Origin of the sequence: Spirosoma spitsbergense DSM 19989 (genome assembly GCF_000374085.1) — a bacterium.
In the GTDB taxonomy this organism is placed as follows: Bacteria; Bacteroidota; Bacteroidia; order Cytophagales; family Spirosomataceae; genus Spirosoma; species Spirosoma spitsbergense.
The window spans coordinates 24,535-41,833 of sequence record NZ_KB893388.1 but is presented as its reverse complement, the minus strand read 5'-3'; the positions used below and the strand labels follow the sequence as shown (position 1 = coordinate 41,833).

Annotated in this window: 13 protein-coding genes; 5 read left to right on the top strand and 8 right to left on the bottom strand. The window is 52.1% G+C overall.

Annotated features, from left to right (window positions below; all coding sequences use genetic code 11):
* Positions 1-189: 189 nt before the first annotated feature.
* From B157_RS0101105 to B157_RS0101070, 8 genes are all read right to left on the bottom strand, one after another.
* Positions 190-1,749, bottom strand: coding sequence for an ABC transporter permease/substrate-binding protein (locus B157_RS0101105; protein WP_020601528.1), 1,560 nt, complete (start codon positions 1,747-1,749; stop codon positions 190-192).
* Between the two features lie 190 nt (positions 1,750-1,939).
* Entirely contained in the window at positions 1,940-2,251 is a 312-nt protein-coding gene (locus B157_RS0101100; RefSeq protein ID WP_245565002.1) for a hypothetical protein, read from the bottom strand.
* Between the two features lie 287 nt (positions 2,252-2,538).
* Positions 2,539-3,273, bottom strand: a complete 735-nt coding sequence (locus B157_RS0101095) for an ABC transporter ATP-binding protein (protein WP_020601526.1) — start codon at positions 3,271-3,273, stop codon at positions 2,539-2,541.
* Positions 3,270-3,551 (bottom strand): DUF427 domain-containing protein, encoded by a 282-nt coding sequence (locus tag B157_RS0101090; protein ID WP_020601525.1) that lies wholly within the window; start codon positions 3,549-3,551, stop codon positions 3,270-3,272. Before B157_RS0101090 ends, B157_RS0101095 begins: the two co-directional genes overlap by 4 nt.
* Before the next feature lie 114 nt (positions 3,552-3,665).
* On the bottom strand, positions 3,666-5,594 hold the full coding sequence (locus B157_RS0101085) for a CocE/NonD family hydrolase (protein WP_020601524.1): 1,929 nt from the start codon (positions 5,592-5,594) through the stop codon (positions 3,666-3,668).
* A 123-nt stretch (positions 5,595-5,717) separates the two neighbouring features.
* A complete protein-coding gene (locus tag B157_RS38785) occupies positions 5,718-5,879 on the bottom strand; it encodes a hypothetical protein (RefSeq protein WP_020601523.1) in 162 nt (53 codons plus the stop codon).
* Complete coding sequence (locus B157_RS0101075; RefSeq protein WP_342664682.1) at positions 5,863-6,477, bottom strand: ATPase; 615 nt, start codon at positions 6,475-6,477, stop codon at positions 5,863-5,865. The genes B157_RS38785 and B157_RS0101075 overlap by 17 nt, the downstream gene beginning before the upstream one ends.
* A gap of 143 nt (positions 6,478-6,620) precedes the next feature.
* Positions 6,621-7,157: a pyridoxamine 5'-phosphate oxidase family protein gene (locus tag B157_RS0101070; protein WP_020601521.1), complete on the bottom strand. Its 537-nt coding sequence runs from the start codon at positions 7,155-7,157 to the stop codon at positions 6,621-6,623.
* Between the two features lie 321 nt (positions 7,158-7,478).
* Between B157_RS0101070 and B157_RS0101065 the strand changes: the two genes are divergently transcribed.
* The 5 genes from B157_RS0101065 to B157_RS0101045 all read left to right on the top strand — a co-directional run bounded on the left by B157_RS0101065 (position 7,479) and on the right by B157_RS0101045 (position 17,082).
* The gene (locus tag B157_RS0101065) at positions 7,479-8,900 is read left to right on the top strand and encodes a DUF5723 family protein (protein WP_041951834.1); all 1,422 of its coding nucleotides are present in this window, start codon (positions 7,479-7,481) and stop codon (positions 8,898-8,900) included.
* Positions 8,901-9,032: 132 nt separating this feature from the next.
* Entirely contained in the window at positions 9,033-9,533 is a 501-nt protein-coding gene (locus tag B157_RS0101060) for a Rieske (2Fe-2S) protein (RefSeq protein WP_020601519.1), read from the top strand.
* Between the two features lie 117 nt (positions 9,534-9,650).
* On the top strand, positions 9,651-11,759 hold the full coding sequence (gene recG / locus B157_RS0101055) for an ATP-dependent DNA helicase RecG (RefSeq protein ID WP_020601518.1): 2,109 nt from the start codon (positions 9,651-9,653) through the stop codon (positions 11,757-11,759).
* A gap of 169 nt (positions 11,760-11,928) precedes the next feature.
* Positions 11,929-15,213 (top strand): SusC/RagA family TonB-linked outer membrane protein, encoded by a 3,285-nt coding sequence (locus B157_RS0101050; RefSeq protein WP_020601517.1) that lies wholly within the window; start codon positions 11,929-11,931, stop codon positions 15,211-15,213.
* Positions 15,214-15,231: 18 nt separating this feature from the next.
* Positions 15,232-17,082, top strand: a complete 1,851-nt coding sequence (locus B157_RS0101045; RefSeq protein ID WP_020601516.1) for a RagB/SusD family nutrient uptake outer membrane protein — start codon at positions 15,232-15,234, stop codon at positions 17,080-17,082.
* The last annotated feature ends 217 nt before the right edge of the window (positions 17,083-17,299 follow it).

Below are 17,299 nucleotides of genomic sequence, written 5' to 3'. Positions count from 1 at the left end.
TTTTTTAATCAAAAAATAGGTACCATTTATATAGCACCTATTTTCATATATAAAAAAGACAAAATAATCATACATCGAAATTATGTCCTCTAACGTACTGACTTACAGAAAGTATACTTACCAGAACTGGTTTTAGGGGTATTTTTGAGCGTGTAGTGTTGAAAAGTGAGCGTACCTCTATTCTGGACTTCACTTCGGGTCCAGATACCGAACCAGATCCTCAATAGATCGGATGCCCAGTTGTCGGGCCTGCTCTCGGCGCATCATCAGGCAATAGCTATTGTTGAATCCCAGCGGCTTTAGCCAGTCCATCTGGTAGCGTGCCTGAAACTGCTGCTGCACAAACTGATACACAGAATCCGTTTGCATGGGCAGTTGCTGTAAGGTTTCAGCGGGTGGTTGCATAATAACCAGCAGTCCCGTTCCGGTGTATTCAGGGTAAAAATCTATGGTCCCCGTCCGCAGAGCATCGAAGCAGATTTGCGTGCCTCCCAAGCCCGTTTTCGTAACGACGCGCAGGTTCGTTTGCCCTTCGATAAGTTGCCGGTATAGCTCAGCCAGAATGTATTGCTCCGTAAACACCTTCGTGCCCACCACCACCGTTTCGGTACGGTTGACTGATGACGGCTTTTTATACAAACCAGTTTGGTTCAGGAAGTCCCGCGCAACCTTTTCCGGTGATTCCTTTTGATAATCGACGCGGTAGTTCAGAGCCGTCATGACCGAATCGGTGAGCTTACCCGCCAGTTTGTTGAGTGTCGGTTCCAGGTCCGGGTAGCGATTCAGAGTTGCTTTTCGGATAACGGGGGCGGCAGCGTAGGGAGGAAACGCGTGGCGGTTATCGTCCAGCACCAGCAGGTCGAAGGCGTTGATGCGCCCGTCGGTGGAGTAACCACTGATGATATCGACCTGCCCCCGATGTATAGCTTCGTACATCAGGTTCTGGTCGATGAGCCGGGGCCGTAGCTGTAGGCCGTACGTTTTTTGCAGCCCCGGATAGCCATCGGTACGACCATAGAACTCGTGGGCAAACCCGGCAATAAGTTTATCCTGCCGGCCGGGTAGCAAATAAAAAGCGGATATGAAGGGAACCAGTGCCACAAAAGCCAGTGCCCCCACCCGAAGTTTACGCCCTGATAATTGCTGCAATCGGGCTAATCCGAAATCAAAGCCAACGGCCAGCAGAGCCGCCGGAATGGCTCCTGCCAGCATCATGTTTACGTTGCTCAGCGCAATACCGCTGAAAATAAACTCACCCAGTCCACCAGCTGCTACGTAGGCAGCCAGCGTAGCCACACCCACGTTGATGACCGTTGCGGTACGGATACCCGCAAAAATGACGGGTAGTGCCAGCGGAAATTCCACCCTGGTCAGTACCTGATTGGGCGTCATACCGAGTCCGCGAGCTGCTTCTTTCACCGACGGACTCACTTCCGTAATGCCGACGTATGTATTGCGAATGATAGGAAGAAGTGCATACAGGAACAGCGCCACCAGCGCGGGACCAATACCAATGCCGAGTACCGGAATCAGAAAACCCAGCAGGGCCACACTAGGTACCGTTTGCAACACCCCCGCTACGCCCAGAACACCACCCGCCAGCCGTTGCCGACGCGCAATCAGGATGCCCAGCGGTACCCCAATCAGCAACGCCACCAGCAATGACAGGAACGTCAGACCAATGTGCGTCAGCGTTTGTTCCAGCAGTTTATCGGCATGGTCGCGGACGAAGGTAAAAAAGTCAGTCATGCACTAAGAATCCGGATTAAAAGAAGGGCTTTTTCCCGGCTGGCATTCAGCAGGATTGGTAAAAACACAAGTATAATCTAAATCAATCGGTTCATAAAATAACCCGAAAGGGTTGACAAAAGCGCGTATCTGCCTTTCGTCAACCCTCTCTGATAGCCCACTATAACCTACCTATTTGTAGGAAACCCTGTCAATTAGCGGTATCGGCAATAATTAACGTATCCACAGTACCCTGGAAACGGTCATCAATATTTCCGGAACTGTCCCGCAGCAGCAGGTTTACGTTGTAAGTCACAGCGTTACCATTGATAACCGGGTCACTGATATCGACAATCTGCCTCAAAATGTGGTGGTCGCCATCTACGTAACTAATATCGAATCCATTGAGTGCAATGTGTGCCGTGCGAACATTGCCTGGGAAAGCCACCGTTCGTGACTCATTTTGAATACGGTCTCTGGTTGAAGGAAAAACAACACGATCTCTTATGAATCGGAGTGCCATAGTTTTAAGTAGTTAAGGTTCAACAGTTTACTAATTTCCCTGCGTTTACCACCCGCTCGGGCTAACTGGAGCAGAAACGTGCGTAAAAGTAGGCCTTAACCAGTCATGATTAAAGAGGAAAACTCCGCAAAATAGAACGTATATATACCTGATTATCAAACAACTGTATAATATATAACCCAAATAGTATGCTTACTATCCTACAAATCGACTTAGGATATACATTAGAGAAGAACTACACAACTACTGTTTCGGCTTCTCTGCCAATGAGAATAAACTGAGCCGTATCAGTCATGCAGCCGGTGGGGCTTGTCGTCCAGAAACTCCCGGACGAAATCGGTAGCGGGCTGATTCAGCAGTTCATCCGGCGAGCCAATCTGGATAATCCTTCCCTTGTCCATCAACGCAATGCGGTCGGCCAGTTCGAGGGCTTCACTAACATCGTGCGTTACGAGCACCACCGTTGTTTCGCGCAGTTCGTTCAATCCGAACAACTCCCGCCGAACGTGCCGACGGGTAAAGGGGTCGAGGGCGCCGAAGGGCTCATCCATCAGCACCACCGGGGGCCGGGCGGCCAGTGCCCGCGCCAGCCCGATGCGCTGGCGCTGCCCTCCGCTCAGTTCGCCGGGGTAGCGCGACAGGACCGTTTCGGGCAGTTGTAATTTGGCCATCAGTTCGCGGGTTCGCGCCTGAATGACGTCGGCTTCCCAGCCGAGCAGTTTTGGAACGGTGGCAATAGCCTCCGCCACGGTATAGTGCGGAAACAGCCCCCCGTCCTGAATGACGTACCCAATGCGTCGCCGAAATTCGGGACCAGGTTGCTGCCGCACGTCAATCCCATCAACACGGATTGATCCACTGGTAGGTTCAATCAGTCGGTTAATCATTTTCAGGGTAGTCGTTTTTCCGCAGCCGCTGGTGCCCAGCAGCACCAGCGTTTCGCCCTGACCAACGTGCAGCGAAACGCCGTCGACAGCCGTGTGACCGGCAAACTGTTTGGTCAGGTCACGAAGCTCTATCATTCGACTACTTTAACGCCTTTCCAGAAAGCCACGTAGTCTTTAATCTGGCTGGCGGCCTGTTTAGGGTCGGGGTAGTACCAGGCGGCATCGGGATTCGTTTTTCCATCGACCGACAGCGAGTAATACGAAGCCAGCCCTTTCCAGGGGCAGGTTGTGTGCGTGCTGCTATCCGTCAGGTAATCGGCCTTTACCGAGTCTTTAGGAAAATAATGGTTGTTTTCGACAACAATGGTGTCATTGCTTTCGGCAATTGTCTCGCCATTCCAGATCGCTTTCATAGTTAATGCGTTTTTGTTAATGTCATTCCAATGTTAGTATGTTCCGTAAGCGGGCGATTTAAATCACTCGCTCACGGAATACACGTCAACAACTGCCTGATATAGCAACTGGTTTTATTTCAACACCTGAACCTCAATCACGGAGTTACCGTAGACGCGGTGGGTAGCCTTCTGAAAATCCTTTTCATCGGCCTTGAAGATATTATCCACGTATGTCTGCGGATTTCGGTCGATGAGGGGGAACCAGGTGCTTTGTACCTGAATCATCATCCGATGCCCTTTTTTGAACGTATGTAGCACATCCTGCAACCGGAAATTCACATCTGTCACTTCGCCCGCTTTGAACGGTTCGGGTTTCTCGAAGGAGTTGCGGAACCGGCCCCGCATGGATTCCGACCGGACCATCTGCTGGTAGTTGCCAAGTACAATATTCTTGTTCGGCATGTAGGCGTGGTTCGGTTCGTCGGGAGGGTACACGTCGATAAGTTTTACAACCCAGTCTGCATCCGTACCCGTCGTGCTTACTTTCAGTTTGGCCATAATTTCGCCCCCCAGCGTCAGGTCTTCGGTCAGGACATCGGTCTGAAACGTCAGCACATCCGGTCGACGACTGGCAAAGCGCTGGTCTTCCGACATGTAGTTGAACGGCGTAAAGCCAAGCATCGTCGTGTTATCTTCGGTATACGGCACCGGCTTCATGGGGTCGCTGACGAATTCTGAGAAACCCGTTCCGGAAGCACTGGCTTCGGTCAGTTTCCCATCGGGATTCAGGAAGTACGGTTTCGTCTGGGCTTCAGCGGCTGGCCACTTATCGAACTGTTTCCATTCGTTCCGGCCCGTATTGAACAGGTAGGCTTCGGGCAGGCCCGTTTTGCCATCACCCGCGCCTTTCAAAAAGTGCGTAAAGAATTTGGCTTCGATGTTGCGCTGATAAAACGTAGCGATGCTATCGCCGAAGTATACATTGCTGTGCAGGGTATGACCCGTTTCGCGGCTCCACCGGCCATGACCAAATGGCCCCATCACCAGCGTGTTATACGTATTGGGGTTGTTTTTCTCGATGGTCTTGTAAATGTTCAGTGGGCCGTACAGGTCTTCGGCATCGAACCAGCCGCCCACCGTCATCACCGCCGGACGAACCGTTTTCAGGGCGGGGAGGATGCTGCGCTTCTGCCAGAACTCGTCGTAATTAGGATGGTTGACCGTTTCCTGCCAGTAGAAATTATCCTTGTAGTATTTGTCGACATTTTTGAGCGGGCCGAGGTCGTACTGAAACTGAAACCCGTCTTTAGTGCCTGTCTCTATAAACCCGTCATTGTACCACGCCTTTGTCGTTGGTCCCGAATGCTGAATGCCGAATACCGGAAAGGTGAACAGGTAGGCCTGAATGAACGCGCCGTTGTGGTGAAAATCGTCGAAGAAAAAGTCGGAAACCGGCGCCTGGGGCGAAGCGGCTTTCAGCGCCGGGTGGGCATCGGGCAGGGAAGCCGCCGTGTAGAAACCGGGGTAGCTAATCCCCCACTGCCCCACCCGACCGTTGTTGTTGGGTACGTTTTTCAGCAGCCACTCGATGGTATCATACGTATCCGAACTTTCATCGGGCGACCCGGCCGACGCTTTACCGGCTGTTGCCGACGCTGCTTTGCGTCCTTTTTTGGCGGGAGCGGCCGGTGGGTCGGGCAGGTTGGGAGTCATGTTCGTCCAGGTGCCTTCCGAGTTCCAGCGCCCCCGCACATCCTGGTATACGAAAATAAACTTGTTGCGCATGAGCGTTTCCGACGGACCAAGCTGGGCCGGATAGGCATCAGGGCCGTAAGGAGCCACGCTGTAACAGGTCCGCTGCATCAGAAACGGGTACTGCTTTGTGGCCGAGGCATCTTTGGGGGCGTACACCGTCGTGTGCAGTTTCGTCCCGTCGCGCATGGAGACTTTATATTCTGTTTTCTGGTAATTATCGCGGACGAAGTTGCCCGTCGCTGTCATTTGGGCCTGTGCGGGCAGGATGAGGGCAACGATAAAACAAATGGAAAGCCAGTATTTCATAAAAGAAGACGGGTATTGATGGAGTTGTAGGCCGTAAAGATAGCGATAGCACCGGTATTGGGGAAAAACAAAAACGCCCGTTCGCAACGGGCGTTTTCTCGTATCGTTAAACAGGATTATACATTACAGGTCGCGGGCTTTCACGCGAACGGGTTTGCCATCTTTATCGGCAATGACCAACTCTTCATCATCGCGTTTGGCTTTTTCGACCAACCGTTTGTGAGCGAGCCGGAAACCCACCATCGCTTTTTCTAGAATGTCTTCTTTCTTAGTTACCGTTTCCATATTGATTTCTTAAAGAATTCCACAAAGTTGGATTAGTTACAATATCTGACATGAACAAACCACCTTTCGCAATCTCCACCGGCTCGTTACCGCTGTTGTTGACGACCAAAAAAGAATCACACAGTGGCAGGTACAACGAAAACAAATTTTTCAAGGCCCGTTCGTACCTACGATGAACAACATCGGTAGGAATATTGTGTCCACCCATTGATACGCGCTTGGCTACCCGCTCAACCGCCATCTCCGGTGAGGATAAATATATGAAGAAAAGTGTCACGGTATAGCCCGCTTCCTGCGCCCGGCGAATAGTCTGTACATAGGACCTTGTAGATAAGGTTGTTTCAAAGGAAAAATCAGTTCTTTTTTTGAGCAAAGAATCAATTCGTAGCAGCATAAGTCGCCCAGCCTCAAACGCTACGGTATTGGGCTGAAATGGGGATAATCCTCTTGCTATCTCATCCGCGTTGACAAACTCCCAAACATTCAGAATTTCGGGCAGCAACGTATAAGCCGTAGTGGTCTTCCCGGCCCCGTTGGGTCCGGCCATAATGTACAAATTTGGCATCGTATCAGTCCGTTTCTTCGAGCGTAAAGGTATGCGCTACTGGGTTACTAAAAACCAGAATCAACGTGAACGCAAACACGTTCTAAAAGACCCTGTTCTACGGTACCCGCCCAAAAAGAAACGCCCCGGCACGGGGCGTTTAGAAAAATAGGGTGCTGTAGCTACTGAAACTTCCTCTACACCGTAAGCTTTCCCTCAATGGAATCATCCATTGTTTTTCCCATAACGGCCCCGGCGGCCATCTTCAGGAAGGCAACGGCATCGCCGTGTTTATTGTCCCAGTAGTAGCCTTCAATGGTTTCTACTTTAATGACCGTTATCCGGGGGTCGTCTTCACCTCCCGTAAACCACGTTTTCAGAATCGGCTCCCACAGTTCCTTGATGAGTGCTTTGTCGGTCGAGATAGTGGCCCGTCCGTACAGACTAAGGAAGTCGGAGTGGGTCGATCCCTGAAACAACAACTGCACGTGGTTATCCTCCGCTATGTCCTTATTCTTATGGCTATCATTGGCACTCAAAAACCAGAGATTACCGGCATCATCCATTTTCTGAACCGCCATGGGGCGCACCGTAAGTGGTTTGCCGGTTTTTATGCCCGTACCAAAAAAGCAGGTGCTGGCTTTGTCCGCCAGTTCTCTGATTTTCTTACCTGCTTCGGTATTCTGTAAATCCTGGTGGTTTTTTTCTTCCTGTTCCCGATTGATGCTGTCCATGGTTTCGTGTTTGGGATGTTGAGTCAATTCGTCAGTAACGCTTTGTTTGACGACAGTACCCGTTTAAACCGGATGTACGGGCAGATGTTTGACCGGCCCCATTCCCGGCCAAAGGTTATCTTTCTGTGACCAGCCCCATACACTCCCTGCCTGTTGCTGGCTGAAAACCAGAATTTATCCGGATAAAATTTACTTTTGGATAGGATAGGCTCATTTCAACCGCTACTTCGTACCGTTCACTCAATTAAAACCGCCATCGGCTAACCCCTGATGGCGGTTTTGCGTTTCTTTACCAGTATAATTCCCATTCATATACACTACATGAAGTATTTACTTTTCCTGGGGCTATTTATAGTAGCGGCTGCTCCCGTTTTTTCTCAGAACATGCTTGGCATTTCAACAAGCCGGTACGGAGGCACCAACCGACTCTATATCAACCCCGCCCTGGCCGCCGACTCTCCGTCGAAATTTTACCTGAATGTCGTTACCGGCACCGGGCATATCGATAATAATTACGTGCGGTATCAGGCCCCGTTTTCTCTGCTCCGGCTCATTACCGGCCGGGTACAGCCGCAGTATAAAAATGCCAGTGGCACCGTTCAGTTCGAAACGGATTACACCCGTGAAACGCTGGACGGCAAGCCAAAAAATGGAACGGTATGGGGCGAAGTGCGCGGTCCTTCTTTCCTGATAAAGGCGGGCGAACGGTCGGCCTTTGCGGTAACTACCCGGTTTCGGGCCGTTGCACAGGTATTTGGGGCATCAGAATCACTGCTGTCTTCCCTACGGTCCAGTTTGAGTGATGGATCGCTGTATGGCATTCCCAGCAGCGATAACAAACTGAGTGGTAACACCAGCACGTTTGCCGAAGTAGGGTTGACATACGCCGGAACCCTCATGGAAAATGACGGGCGGAAATTACTGTTCGGTGCGACTACCAAGTTTTTGCTGGGTTACAATGCCCAGCATGTAATTAACCGTGGCCTCAACTACCGCATCGTCCAGAATCCCGATAACAGAAACGATATTTTTCTGGAAGTTAACAAACTGGATGCTACGCTGGCTTACACTACTTTTCTGCAAAACCGGAGTTTGACCCCGTCTACGCTGTTCAGCGCGTCGGCACCGGGGCGGGGTTTCGGGGTCGATGTTGGCCTTACGTACGTAGACCACTACGATGAATACAGTCCATCGCTGCAACTGGGCATCGCCCTGACCGATATTGGTGGCCTGACTTACCAGGGTCAGCAATACTCTTATACGGATATTGGCACAAACCCGGTACGGTTCAACGGCAGTGATTTCAACAACCTGAATGGAACGGGTGCCATCGTTCAGGTTATTCAGAATAAACTGAGCAACGGCCGAACCCCCAACAGTACCAGCTTTAGAGAGGGCCTGCCTACCTCGCTGAACCTGACGGCCGATTATCAGTTACCCGGTGGTCTGGGCATCAACCTGACCTGTTTGCTGGATGCCCGGTCGGTGCAGGCAACAGCCCTTCACCGACCTACCATCGTGGCGGTTACTCCCCGCTACGATGCCCGCTGGCTTAGTCTGGCCGTACCGATGGCCTATCTGAACGGGGGCTTCACGGCGGGTGGCTCCATCCGGGTTGGTCCCGGCTGGCTGGGTACCGAAAACCTGCTTGGCCTACTAGGCAACAAATCCAACGGCATTAGTCCCCGCGGTTTGGATATCTACGCGGGCGTGGCGTTTGGGCTGGGAAGGGCGGATGACTAGTCGAGCGTCGCTTTAATGAGATTATAATCCATTTTCTGCCTTTGTTAACAGTGACTTCACATCTGTTTCACCGGAATACCACAACTTTGGCGGTTACCGCATGTCGGTGACAGACAAACGTTTAACGGAGACATGGCTCACCAACCCACGACAACCTCCATCAACCGGGCCGCTTTTTTGCGTAGCCTGGGCATGAGCGCGGCCGCCCTGTCGGCCCTCTACTTTCAGGGATGTACTAAGTCGGACAGTGTTGTTGCCGACCCCACCGACGGTACTGACTCGGCAGGCGTAGCAGTCGGCAATACGAATCCCGGTACCGGAAAGATTGATTTCACCCTCGACCTCACACGGCCCGAAAATGCTAAACTAAAAACGGCTGGTCAATTCGTGACGGTGGGCGGGGTAGTGGTGGCCAACACAAAAAATGGCACCTATGTTGCGATCAGTAATGAATGTACCCATGATGGCGGTCCGCTCTGGTATCGCATCAGTCAGGACGACTTTCGGTGTCCCTGGCATGGCGGCCTGTTCAATACCGATGGCAGTGTAAAAATGGCCCCTCCCCGAACCGCCGAGCAGTTGTATAAAACCACCCTGAGTACTGATAAAAACACCTTGTACGTGACCGGCTAATCCGCTTTCAACTGGACAAATTAGCGGGTAAGAACCCGTTTACCTTGTCTGTTTCTGCCAGAATTGCGTAAATTTGGTCAGTTCAGAATGGTTAAACCAGCATTTGCAGGGTCCGTTATGACCGAACGCGCTACTTTTTTTGATACCCCGCTTCTTTACCTGAAAGGGTTGGGGCCGCAGCGGACAGAGTTGCTCAACAAAGAGCTGAATCTGTTCACCTACGGCGACCTGATTCAATACTATCCCTTTCGCTACGACGACCGCACCCGCTATTATACCATCAGCGAGTTGATCGACTCTATGCCCTCGGCGCAGGTGCGCGGGCGGCTCCGCGACTGGTACATGGAGGGTGAGGGACCCAAGAAACGGCTGGTGGCCAACTTTCAGGATAGCACCGGCACCATGAGTCTGGTGTGGTTTCAGGGCGTTACCTACATCGAGAAAATCCTCCGGCGCGATGGCGAGTACATCGCCTACGGTAAGCCCCAATCCTTTAACGGGCAGTTCAGCATCGTTCATCCCGAGCTGGAAAATACGGCTACCGGCTCCGAACAGGAAGCCGGTTTTTTCCCGGTCTATAACCTCACCGATAAACTCCGTAAGCGGCACCTCGATAGTAAAATACTGGGCAAGGCCATGCGGACCCTGCTCGAACAGGCGTGGCCCCACATCCGCGAAACCCTGCCCGATGCCCTGATTCAGCAGTACCGGCTCATTGGCAAGCGGGAAGCCATGTGGAACATTCACCTGCCCCAGAATCAGGGCTGGCTCAAGCAGGCGCAACGACGGCTGAAGTTTGAGGAACTGTTCTACAATCAACTCCGGCTCATCAAAAACAAGCTAATTCAGAAGGAAGAGTTTCCGGGACAGGTTTTCCGGGATACCAGCCTGATGAAGCATTTTTACAATGAACTCCTACCCTTCGAGCTGACAGGGGCGCAACAACGGGTTATCAAGGAGATTTACGCCGATTTCCTGACCGGCAGGCAGATGAACAGGCTCCTGCAGGGCGACGTGGGCAGTGGCAAAACCATCGTGGCTTTTATTGCCTGCCTGATGGCCGTTGGCAACGGGGCGCAGGCCTGCCTGATGGCCCCCACCGAAATCCTGGCCGACCAGCACTACAAAGGGCTGCAACCTTTTGCTGAAGCGATGGGCCTGAACCTCGGTATTCTGACCGGCTCCACTAACAAAAAACGCCGGGCCGTCCTCCACGACGAACTACAATCGGGCAAAATGCACATTCTGGTGGGCACGCACGCCCTGCTGGAAGATGTAGTGCAGTACAAAAACCTGGGTCTGTGCATTATTGACGAGCAGCACCGCTTTGGCGTAGCACAACGGGCCAAACTATGGGCCAAAAATGAGGTAGTACCCCCGCATATTCTGGTCATGACGGCCACGCCCATTCCGCGCACGCTCGCCATGACGCTTTACGGAAACCTGGACGTATCGGTTATCGACGAACTACCAAAAGGCCGGAAACCCATCAAAACGGTGCATAAGTACGATAAGCACCGGTCGGAGGTGTTCGGATTCATGCGGCAGCAGATTGAGTTGGGCAGGCAGGTATACGTTGTGTATCCGCTCATCGAAGAATCCGAGAAGCTGGATTACAAAGACCTGACGGATGGCTTCGAGAGTATGCAGCGGGCTTTTCCCCGGCCCAAATACGAGGTAGGGATGCTGCACGGCAAAATGCTGCCCTACGAAAAAGACGATGAAATGAAGCGGTTTCTCAAAAAAGAAACCCATATCATGGTCGCTACTACCGTTATTGAAGTAGGTGTAAATGTACCGAATGCCAGCGTGATGGTCATTGAAAGCGCCGAACGGTTCGGACTCTCGCAATTACACCAGTTGCGGGGGCGCGTGGGTCGGGGTGCCGACCAGTCGTACTGTGTGATGATGACCGGCTACAAACTCAGCAGCGACACCCGCACCCGGCTCGAAACGATGGTGCGCACCAACAACGGGTTCGAGATTGCCGACGTGGATCTACAGCTACGCGGCCCCGGCGACCTGGCTGGCACCCAGCAAAGTGGCGCCCTGGACCTGATGATTGCCGATTTGGCCAAAGACGGAGCCATACTGACAGCCGCCCGCGAATCGGCACAGGCCATCCTGAACGAAGACCCGGAACTCCTCCTCCCCCAACACGCCCCCGTCCGAAACCACGTCGATTCCCACAAGCAAAGCGAAAACAACTGGGGGCGGATTAGTTAACACTACCCGCTATTAACGGGTCCAGTTTTATCCAGAGCTGATTGAACTATACCAAGTTTTAATTAAAATATAGTTAAAAAAAAGTCATTTTTGAGTAAAATTCGGTAGGTAGATAGACCTAAGTAGAAGCTTTTTGGGGTGTTACCAATAAGTAAACCCCAAAAAGCTTATGCTAAAACAATTTACAAACGAGAAGGGTCGCATTATCCGCGACGATACCTTCCTGACAACGCCAAATCGGCCACACCGACGCGCGTTCGGCCTGCTACTGCTTCTGAGTTTATTCGTCTCAGTGGCCGCTATTGCCCAATCGAAAGTCACCGGAAAAGTGGTTGATGCCCAGGGGCTGGCTCTGCCAGGCGTTAGCATCGTGGTGAAGGGCACCACTACCGGTACCGTCAGTTCGGCAGAGGGGGATTATGCCCTGAACGTACCCAGTCCAAACTCGACGCTGGTCTTCTCCTACATTGGCTTTACCAGTCAGGAGATTCCCCTCAATGGCCGTAATTCCGTCAACCTAACCCTCGCTTCGGACGACAAAATGCTGAGCGAGGTAGTCGTAGTAGGTTATGGTGAACAGAAGAAGGAAACCGTAACCGGGGCTGTAGCCACCGTAAAAGGTACCGACCTTGTCAAATCACCAGCCGTTAACCTCTCCAACTCGTTTGCGGGCCGGATGCCGGGTGTTATTGCCACCAACGCCAGTGGCGAACCCGGTTACGATGGGGCCGCCATCCGCATCCGGGGTTCCAACACACTTGGAAACAATGACGCGCTCATCGTTATCGACGGCGTACCAGCGCGGGCTGGTGGCCTCGACCGCCTGAATCCTGCCGATATCGAAAGTGTTTCGGTACTGAAAGACGCTTCGGCGGCTATTTATGGCTCGCGGGCTGCTAACGGCGTTATTCTGGTTACGACCAAGCGGGGTAAAAGCGGCAAGCCCGAACTGTCGTACAACTTTAATCAGGGGTTTGGTCAGCCAACGGTCATTCCTAAAACGGCAACAGCTGCAGAATACGCGCAGTTAAATAACGAAATCAACGTCTATAACCTGAAGTCGCAGTACTGGAAAGCAGCTTCAGATGCCTTTGCCACAACGGGCAGTTACACCCAGCCCGATGGGTCTATCGCTAAAGCCGCCTTCACCCCCGACGACATCCAGAAGTATAAAGATGGCTCCGACCCCTGGGGGCACCCTAATACCGATTGGTACGGGGCCGCCCTGAAAACCTGGTCTCCCCAGTCCCGGCACACGCTACAATTAGTGGGTGGTTCGGAGAACATCAAGTACCTGACATCGGTCAACTACCAGAGTCAGGATGGCTACTACAAAAACTCGGCAACGGGTTATAAGCAGTATGACTTCCGCCTGAACTTAGATGCCAAAGTAAACAAGTACATTAACTTAGTTACGGGCGTAGTGGGTCGTCAGGAGAACCGTGCGTTCCCCACCAAAAGTGCCGGAACTATTTTTCGGATGCTGATGCGGGGCTATCCCAACAAACCAGCCTACTGGCCTAATGGCCTGCCGGGTCCTGACATTGAGAACGGTGAGCAGCCGGTATTAATTACAACCAGTGCCACGGGTTATGACCGGGATACCCGCTACTACCTGCAAAGCAACGCCAGCCTCAACATCACAAACCCCTGGGTACCGGGCCTCAAGCTGACCGCCAGCGTAGCGTTGGACAAATATATCCAGCAGGGTAAAACATGGAACACGCCCTGGTACGTCTATAGCTGGGATTACAAATCCTATGATGCGAACAAAGACCAAATCCTGACGCGCGTACAGAAAGGGCCTACGGCACAGGCTACCCTGAATCAGTACACCAACGACCAGTTTAACTCACTGCTGTCGGGTATTCTGACGTACGACCACACCTTCGGAGCCAGCCACGCCGTAACGCTGCTCGCGGGTATCACCAAAGAGCAATCCAATTCCAACGGGTTTTCGGGCTTCCGCCAGTACTACAACTCTACGGCTGTTGACCAGTTGTTTGCCGGAAGCAGCACGCAGCAGGTAGCCAACACGACAGCTGCCTGGCAGCGTGCCCGGATGAGTTATTTTGGGCGGGCGGCTTATAACTACAAGGAAAAATACATTGCGGAGTTCCTGTGGCGGTACGATGGTTCGTACATGTTCCCAAGTTCGTCCCGCTGGGGCTTCTTCCCCGGCGTAACGGCAGGCTGGCGGCTTTCGGAAGAAGACTTCATCAAGAAAGCCTTACCCGCCATCAGTTCACTGAAACTGCGGGGATCATGGGGGCAGTTGGGTAATGACCAGGTTTATTTCAACGGTAACCTGCGCGAGTATGATTACCTGCCAACCTACGCCTATGGTGACCCCGTCAATTCAAACTGGGGCTACGTAACCAACGGGCAGGTATCCCAAACCATCTACGAAAACGGCGTACCCAACACCAAGCTAACCTGGGAAGTAGCCAACAATGCCGATATTGGTCTGGAAGGTTCGGTGCTGAATGGCAAAGTCTTCTTCGAGTTCGACGTGTTCCAGAACAAACGCTCGAACATCCTGTGGCGTAAAAGTGCTTCCATACCGCAAACGACTGGTGCCACTTTACCCGCTACCAACATCGGTCGGGTGACTAACAAGGGCTACGAATTCCGGGTTGGCTACAATGGTCAGGCGGGCGACTTCAAATACAATGTTAGTGTGAATGGTGGGTATGCCAAGAACACCATTACGTTCTGGGACGAAACCCCCGGCGCACCAGAATGGCAGCGGTCAACCGGCAAGCCTATTCCGAGCGATGTAAACAACCCGAACAACGCAAACGGAACGCTTCTTTATCAGTACGATGGCATATTTAGCACCCAGGCGGATATTGATGCTAACACGGTAGATTATAGCGGAGTAGGTGCCAGTTTGCTGCGCCCTGGCGATATGCGTCTGAAAGACATCGACGGTAACGGTAAAATTGACGCAAACGACCGGGTTCGGGCCGACCGCAATAACCAGCCCCGTTTTCAGGGGGGGGTGAGCTTAGGCGCACGCTGGAAAAACTTCGACCTGAGTGTTCTCTTTCAAGGCTCAGCTGGTGGGCAAATCTACTTCCAGACTGAATCAGGTACGATTGGCAACTTCCTCCAGTGGAGCTTCGACCATCGCTGGACGGTGGATAACCCAAGCACCGTTGATCCCCGCATCGTGGACCGTAACAATCAGTACTTCTCCAACGGCACCACCTACTGGCTGCGGAAAACCGACTATATCCGCCTGAAAAACCTCGAATTAGGCTACACCCTACCGAACGGCATCGCCAGCAAAGTTGGGTTGAACAACCTGCGGGTTTATGTAAACGGACTAAACTTAGCCACGTATGCCCCTGCCATGAAAGGGATATACGATCCTGAATCGACCGCTGGTAATGGCCAGTATTACCCACAGGCACGGGTTATCAACACGGGTTTGTCAGTCAGTTTCTAACCGAAAAATCAGCACATTATGAACTATATAACTAAGTGTCTGTCGTTCGGCCTGCTATTGGGCACAACGATGATCGCCTGTAACACCGATTTTCTGGACACCAAACCGCTCGACAAACTACCGGGTGACGCCGTATGGACTGACCGTGCCCTCTCCGAAGCCTTCGTAACAGATGTATATAACGGTCTACGGGATGGTGTACTAGCCCAAATGAGTTTTGATTGCCAGACCGATAACGCCCTGTATAGCTTCGGTAAACAGGATGTTATGGAATCCAACGTAAGTCCGTCTAACATCGGAACGGTGACGCCTATGATGGAATGGGGAGCCATGTATGCCCGGATTCGGGCATCAAATATCGCTCTGGCAAAATTAGCCAAGCCGGGTTTTCAAAACAGCGGTGATTTGGCTGGTCGGTTGCGTGGAGAAATGTACTTTATGCGTGCCTTCTACTATAATCAGCTTCTACGTTACTACGGTGGTGTTCCCCTTATCAAAACGCCTTACACGCTGGATGAGCCGGAATTCACCATCGCCCGGAACTCCTACGAGGAGTGTGTCAACTCTATCGTTACTGATTTGGACTCATCCGCTGCGTTGCTGAAAGGCCGTAAAATGGATGCAGGTCGGGCTACGATGGGAGCTGCTATGTCGCTCAAGGCACGGGTGCTGCTGTATGCTGCCAGTGATTTGCACAACATTCCAACGGCCAAAGCCAAGTCGACCGTGATTGGCGGCTTCGCTAATCCCGAACTGCTGGGCTACGTGAGTGGTGACCAGACAGCACGTTGGAAAAAAGCGCAGGATGCAGCCAAAGCCGTTATCGACCTGAATCAGTACGGCTACAAACTGAACCTGGCAGCTCCGGCAACACCCGATGAAGCGCAGGCCAACTACGTGAATATATCACTCTCCCGAAATGGCGGTGAAGCCGACGGTATTTTCCTGAAGTACTACATCCGGGCCTCCAATGATGCCAATGGTTCCTGGTTTCCGCGCAACAATCAGCCTAACGGGTATCACGGCTGGACATCCAGTGAGCCAACGCAGCAAATGGTGGACAACTATGAAATGATGGACGGTAGTAAATTCGACTGGAATAAACCAGCTCACGCTGCGGCTCCCTACGAAAACCGTGACCCCCGCTTCTACGCGTCTATTTTGTATGATGGCGCCCAATGGAAACCCCGCACAGCCGATGGTGCCGGTATCGACCCGGCCGGGCAGATTCAGATGGGTGAGTACGAAGTCGGCACTTCGGCTAACCCAAGCAAATATTCGGGTTTGGATACGCGTAACAGTTCTATCGAGAACTGGAATGGTACCTGGACAGGCTACGGCATCCGTAAGTTTTTCAACGATGACCCCGGCATTATTGACCAGAGTGTCCGTCAGGAAATTCCATCGATTCAGATTCGCTTTACGGAAGTGGTGTTCAACTACGTCGAAGCCTGTCTGATGCTGGGTCAGGATGCAGAAGCCAAAACCTGGCTCAACAAAATCCGGTTTCGGGCAGGTATGCCCGCCATCACCGAAACGGGTGCCGCACTTGTGGCCCGCTACCAGAATGAGCGAAACGTCGAAATGTTTTTGGAAGACCAGCGTTTCTACGACGTTCGTCGGTGGATGATTGCCCCCCAAACGAATGGTCAGCAGGCCAAAATCATGATTGTAACGGGCAAACTCAAACCGGGTGCATCCGTTACGACCTACAAGTACAGTAAAGAGAATTACACGTACTCGTATAAAGTGCAGGATTTGGGAACGGGTAAGGAAAACCGGAAGTGGAACGATAAAGTCTACTTCCTGCCTATTAACCGCGACGAAATAAACCGGAATAGTAAGCTAATACAGAACCCCGGTTATTAGTCTTTCATACCGCATGAACTTCTCAAAAATGCCGGTGCCTGCGGGTGCTGGCATTTTTGTTTGTATTTTTAACATTCGTTGCTTACCGACGCTTCGCTGTTGAGTCCCCTACAGGACTATTCTAACGCGAATTCTTCGTTCTGTGAAAGTACGACAACGTAACGTCGGTAGAAGAAAAACAGACCTTTCCTGTTTGCGTCCCGTAGGGACATAACAG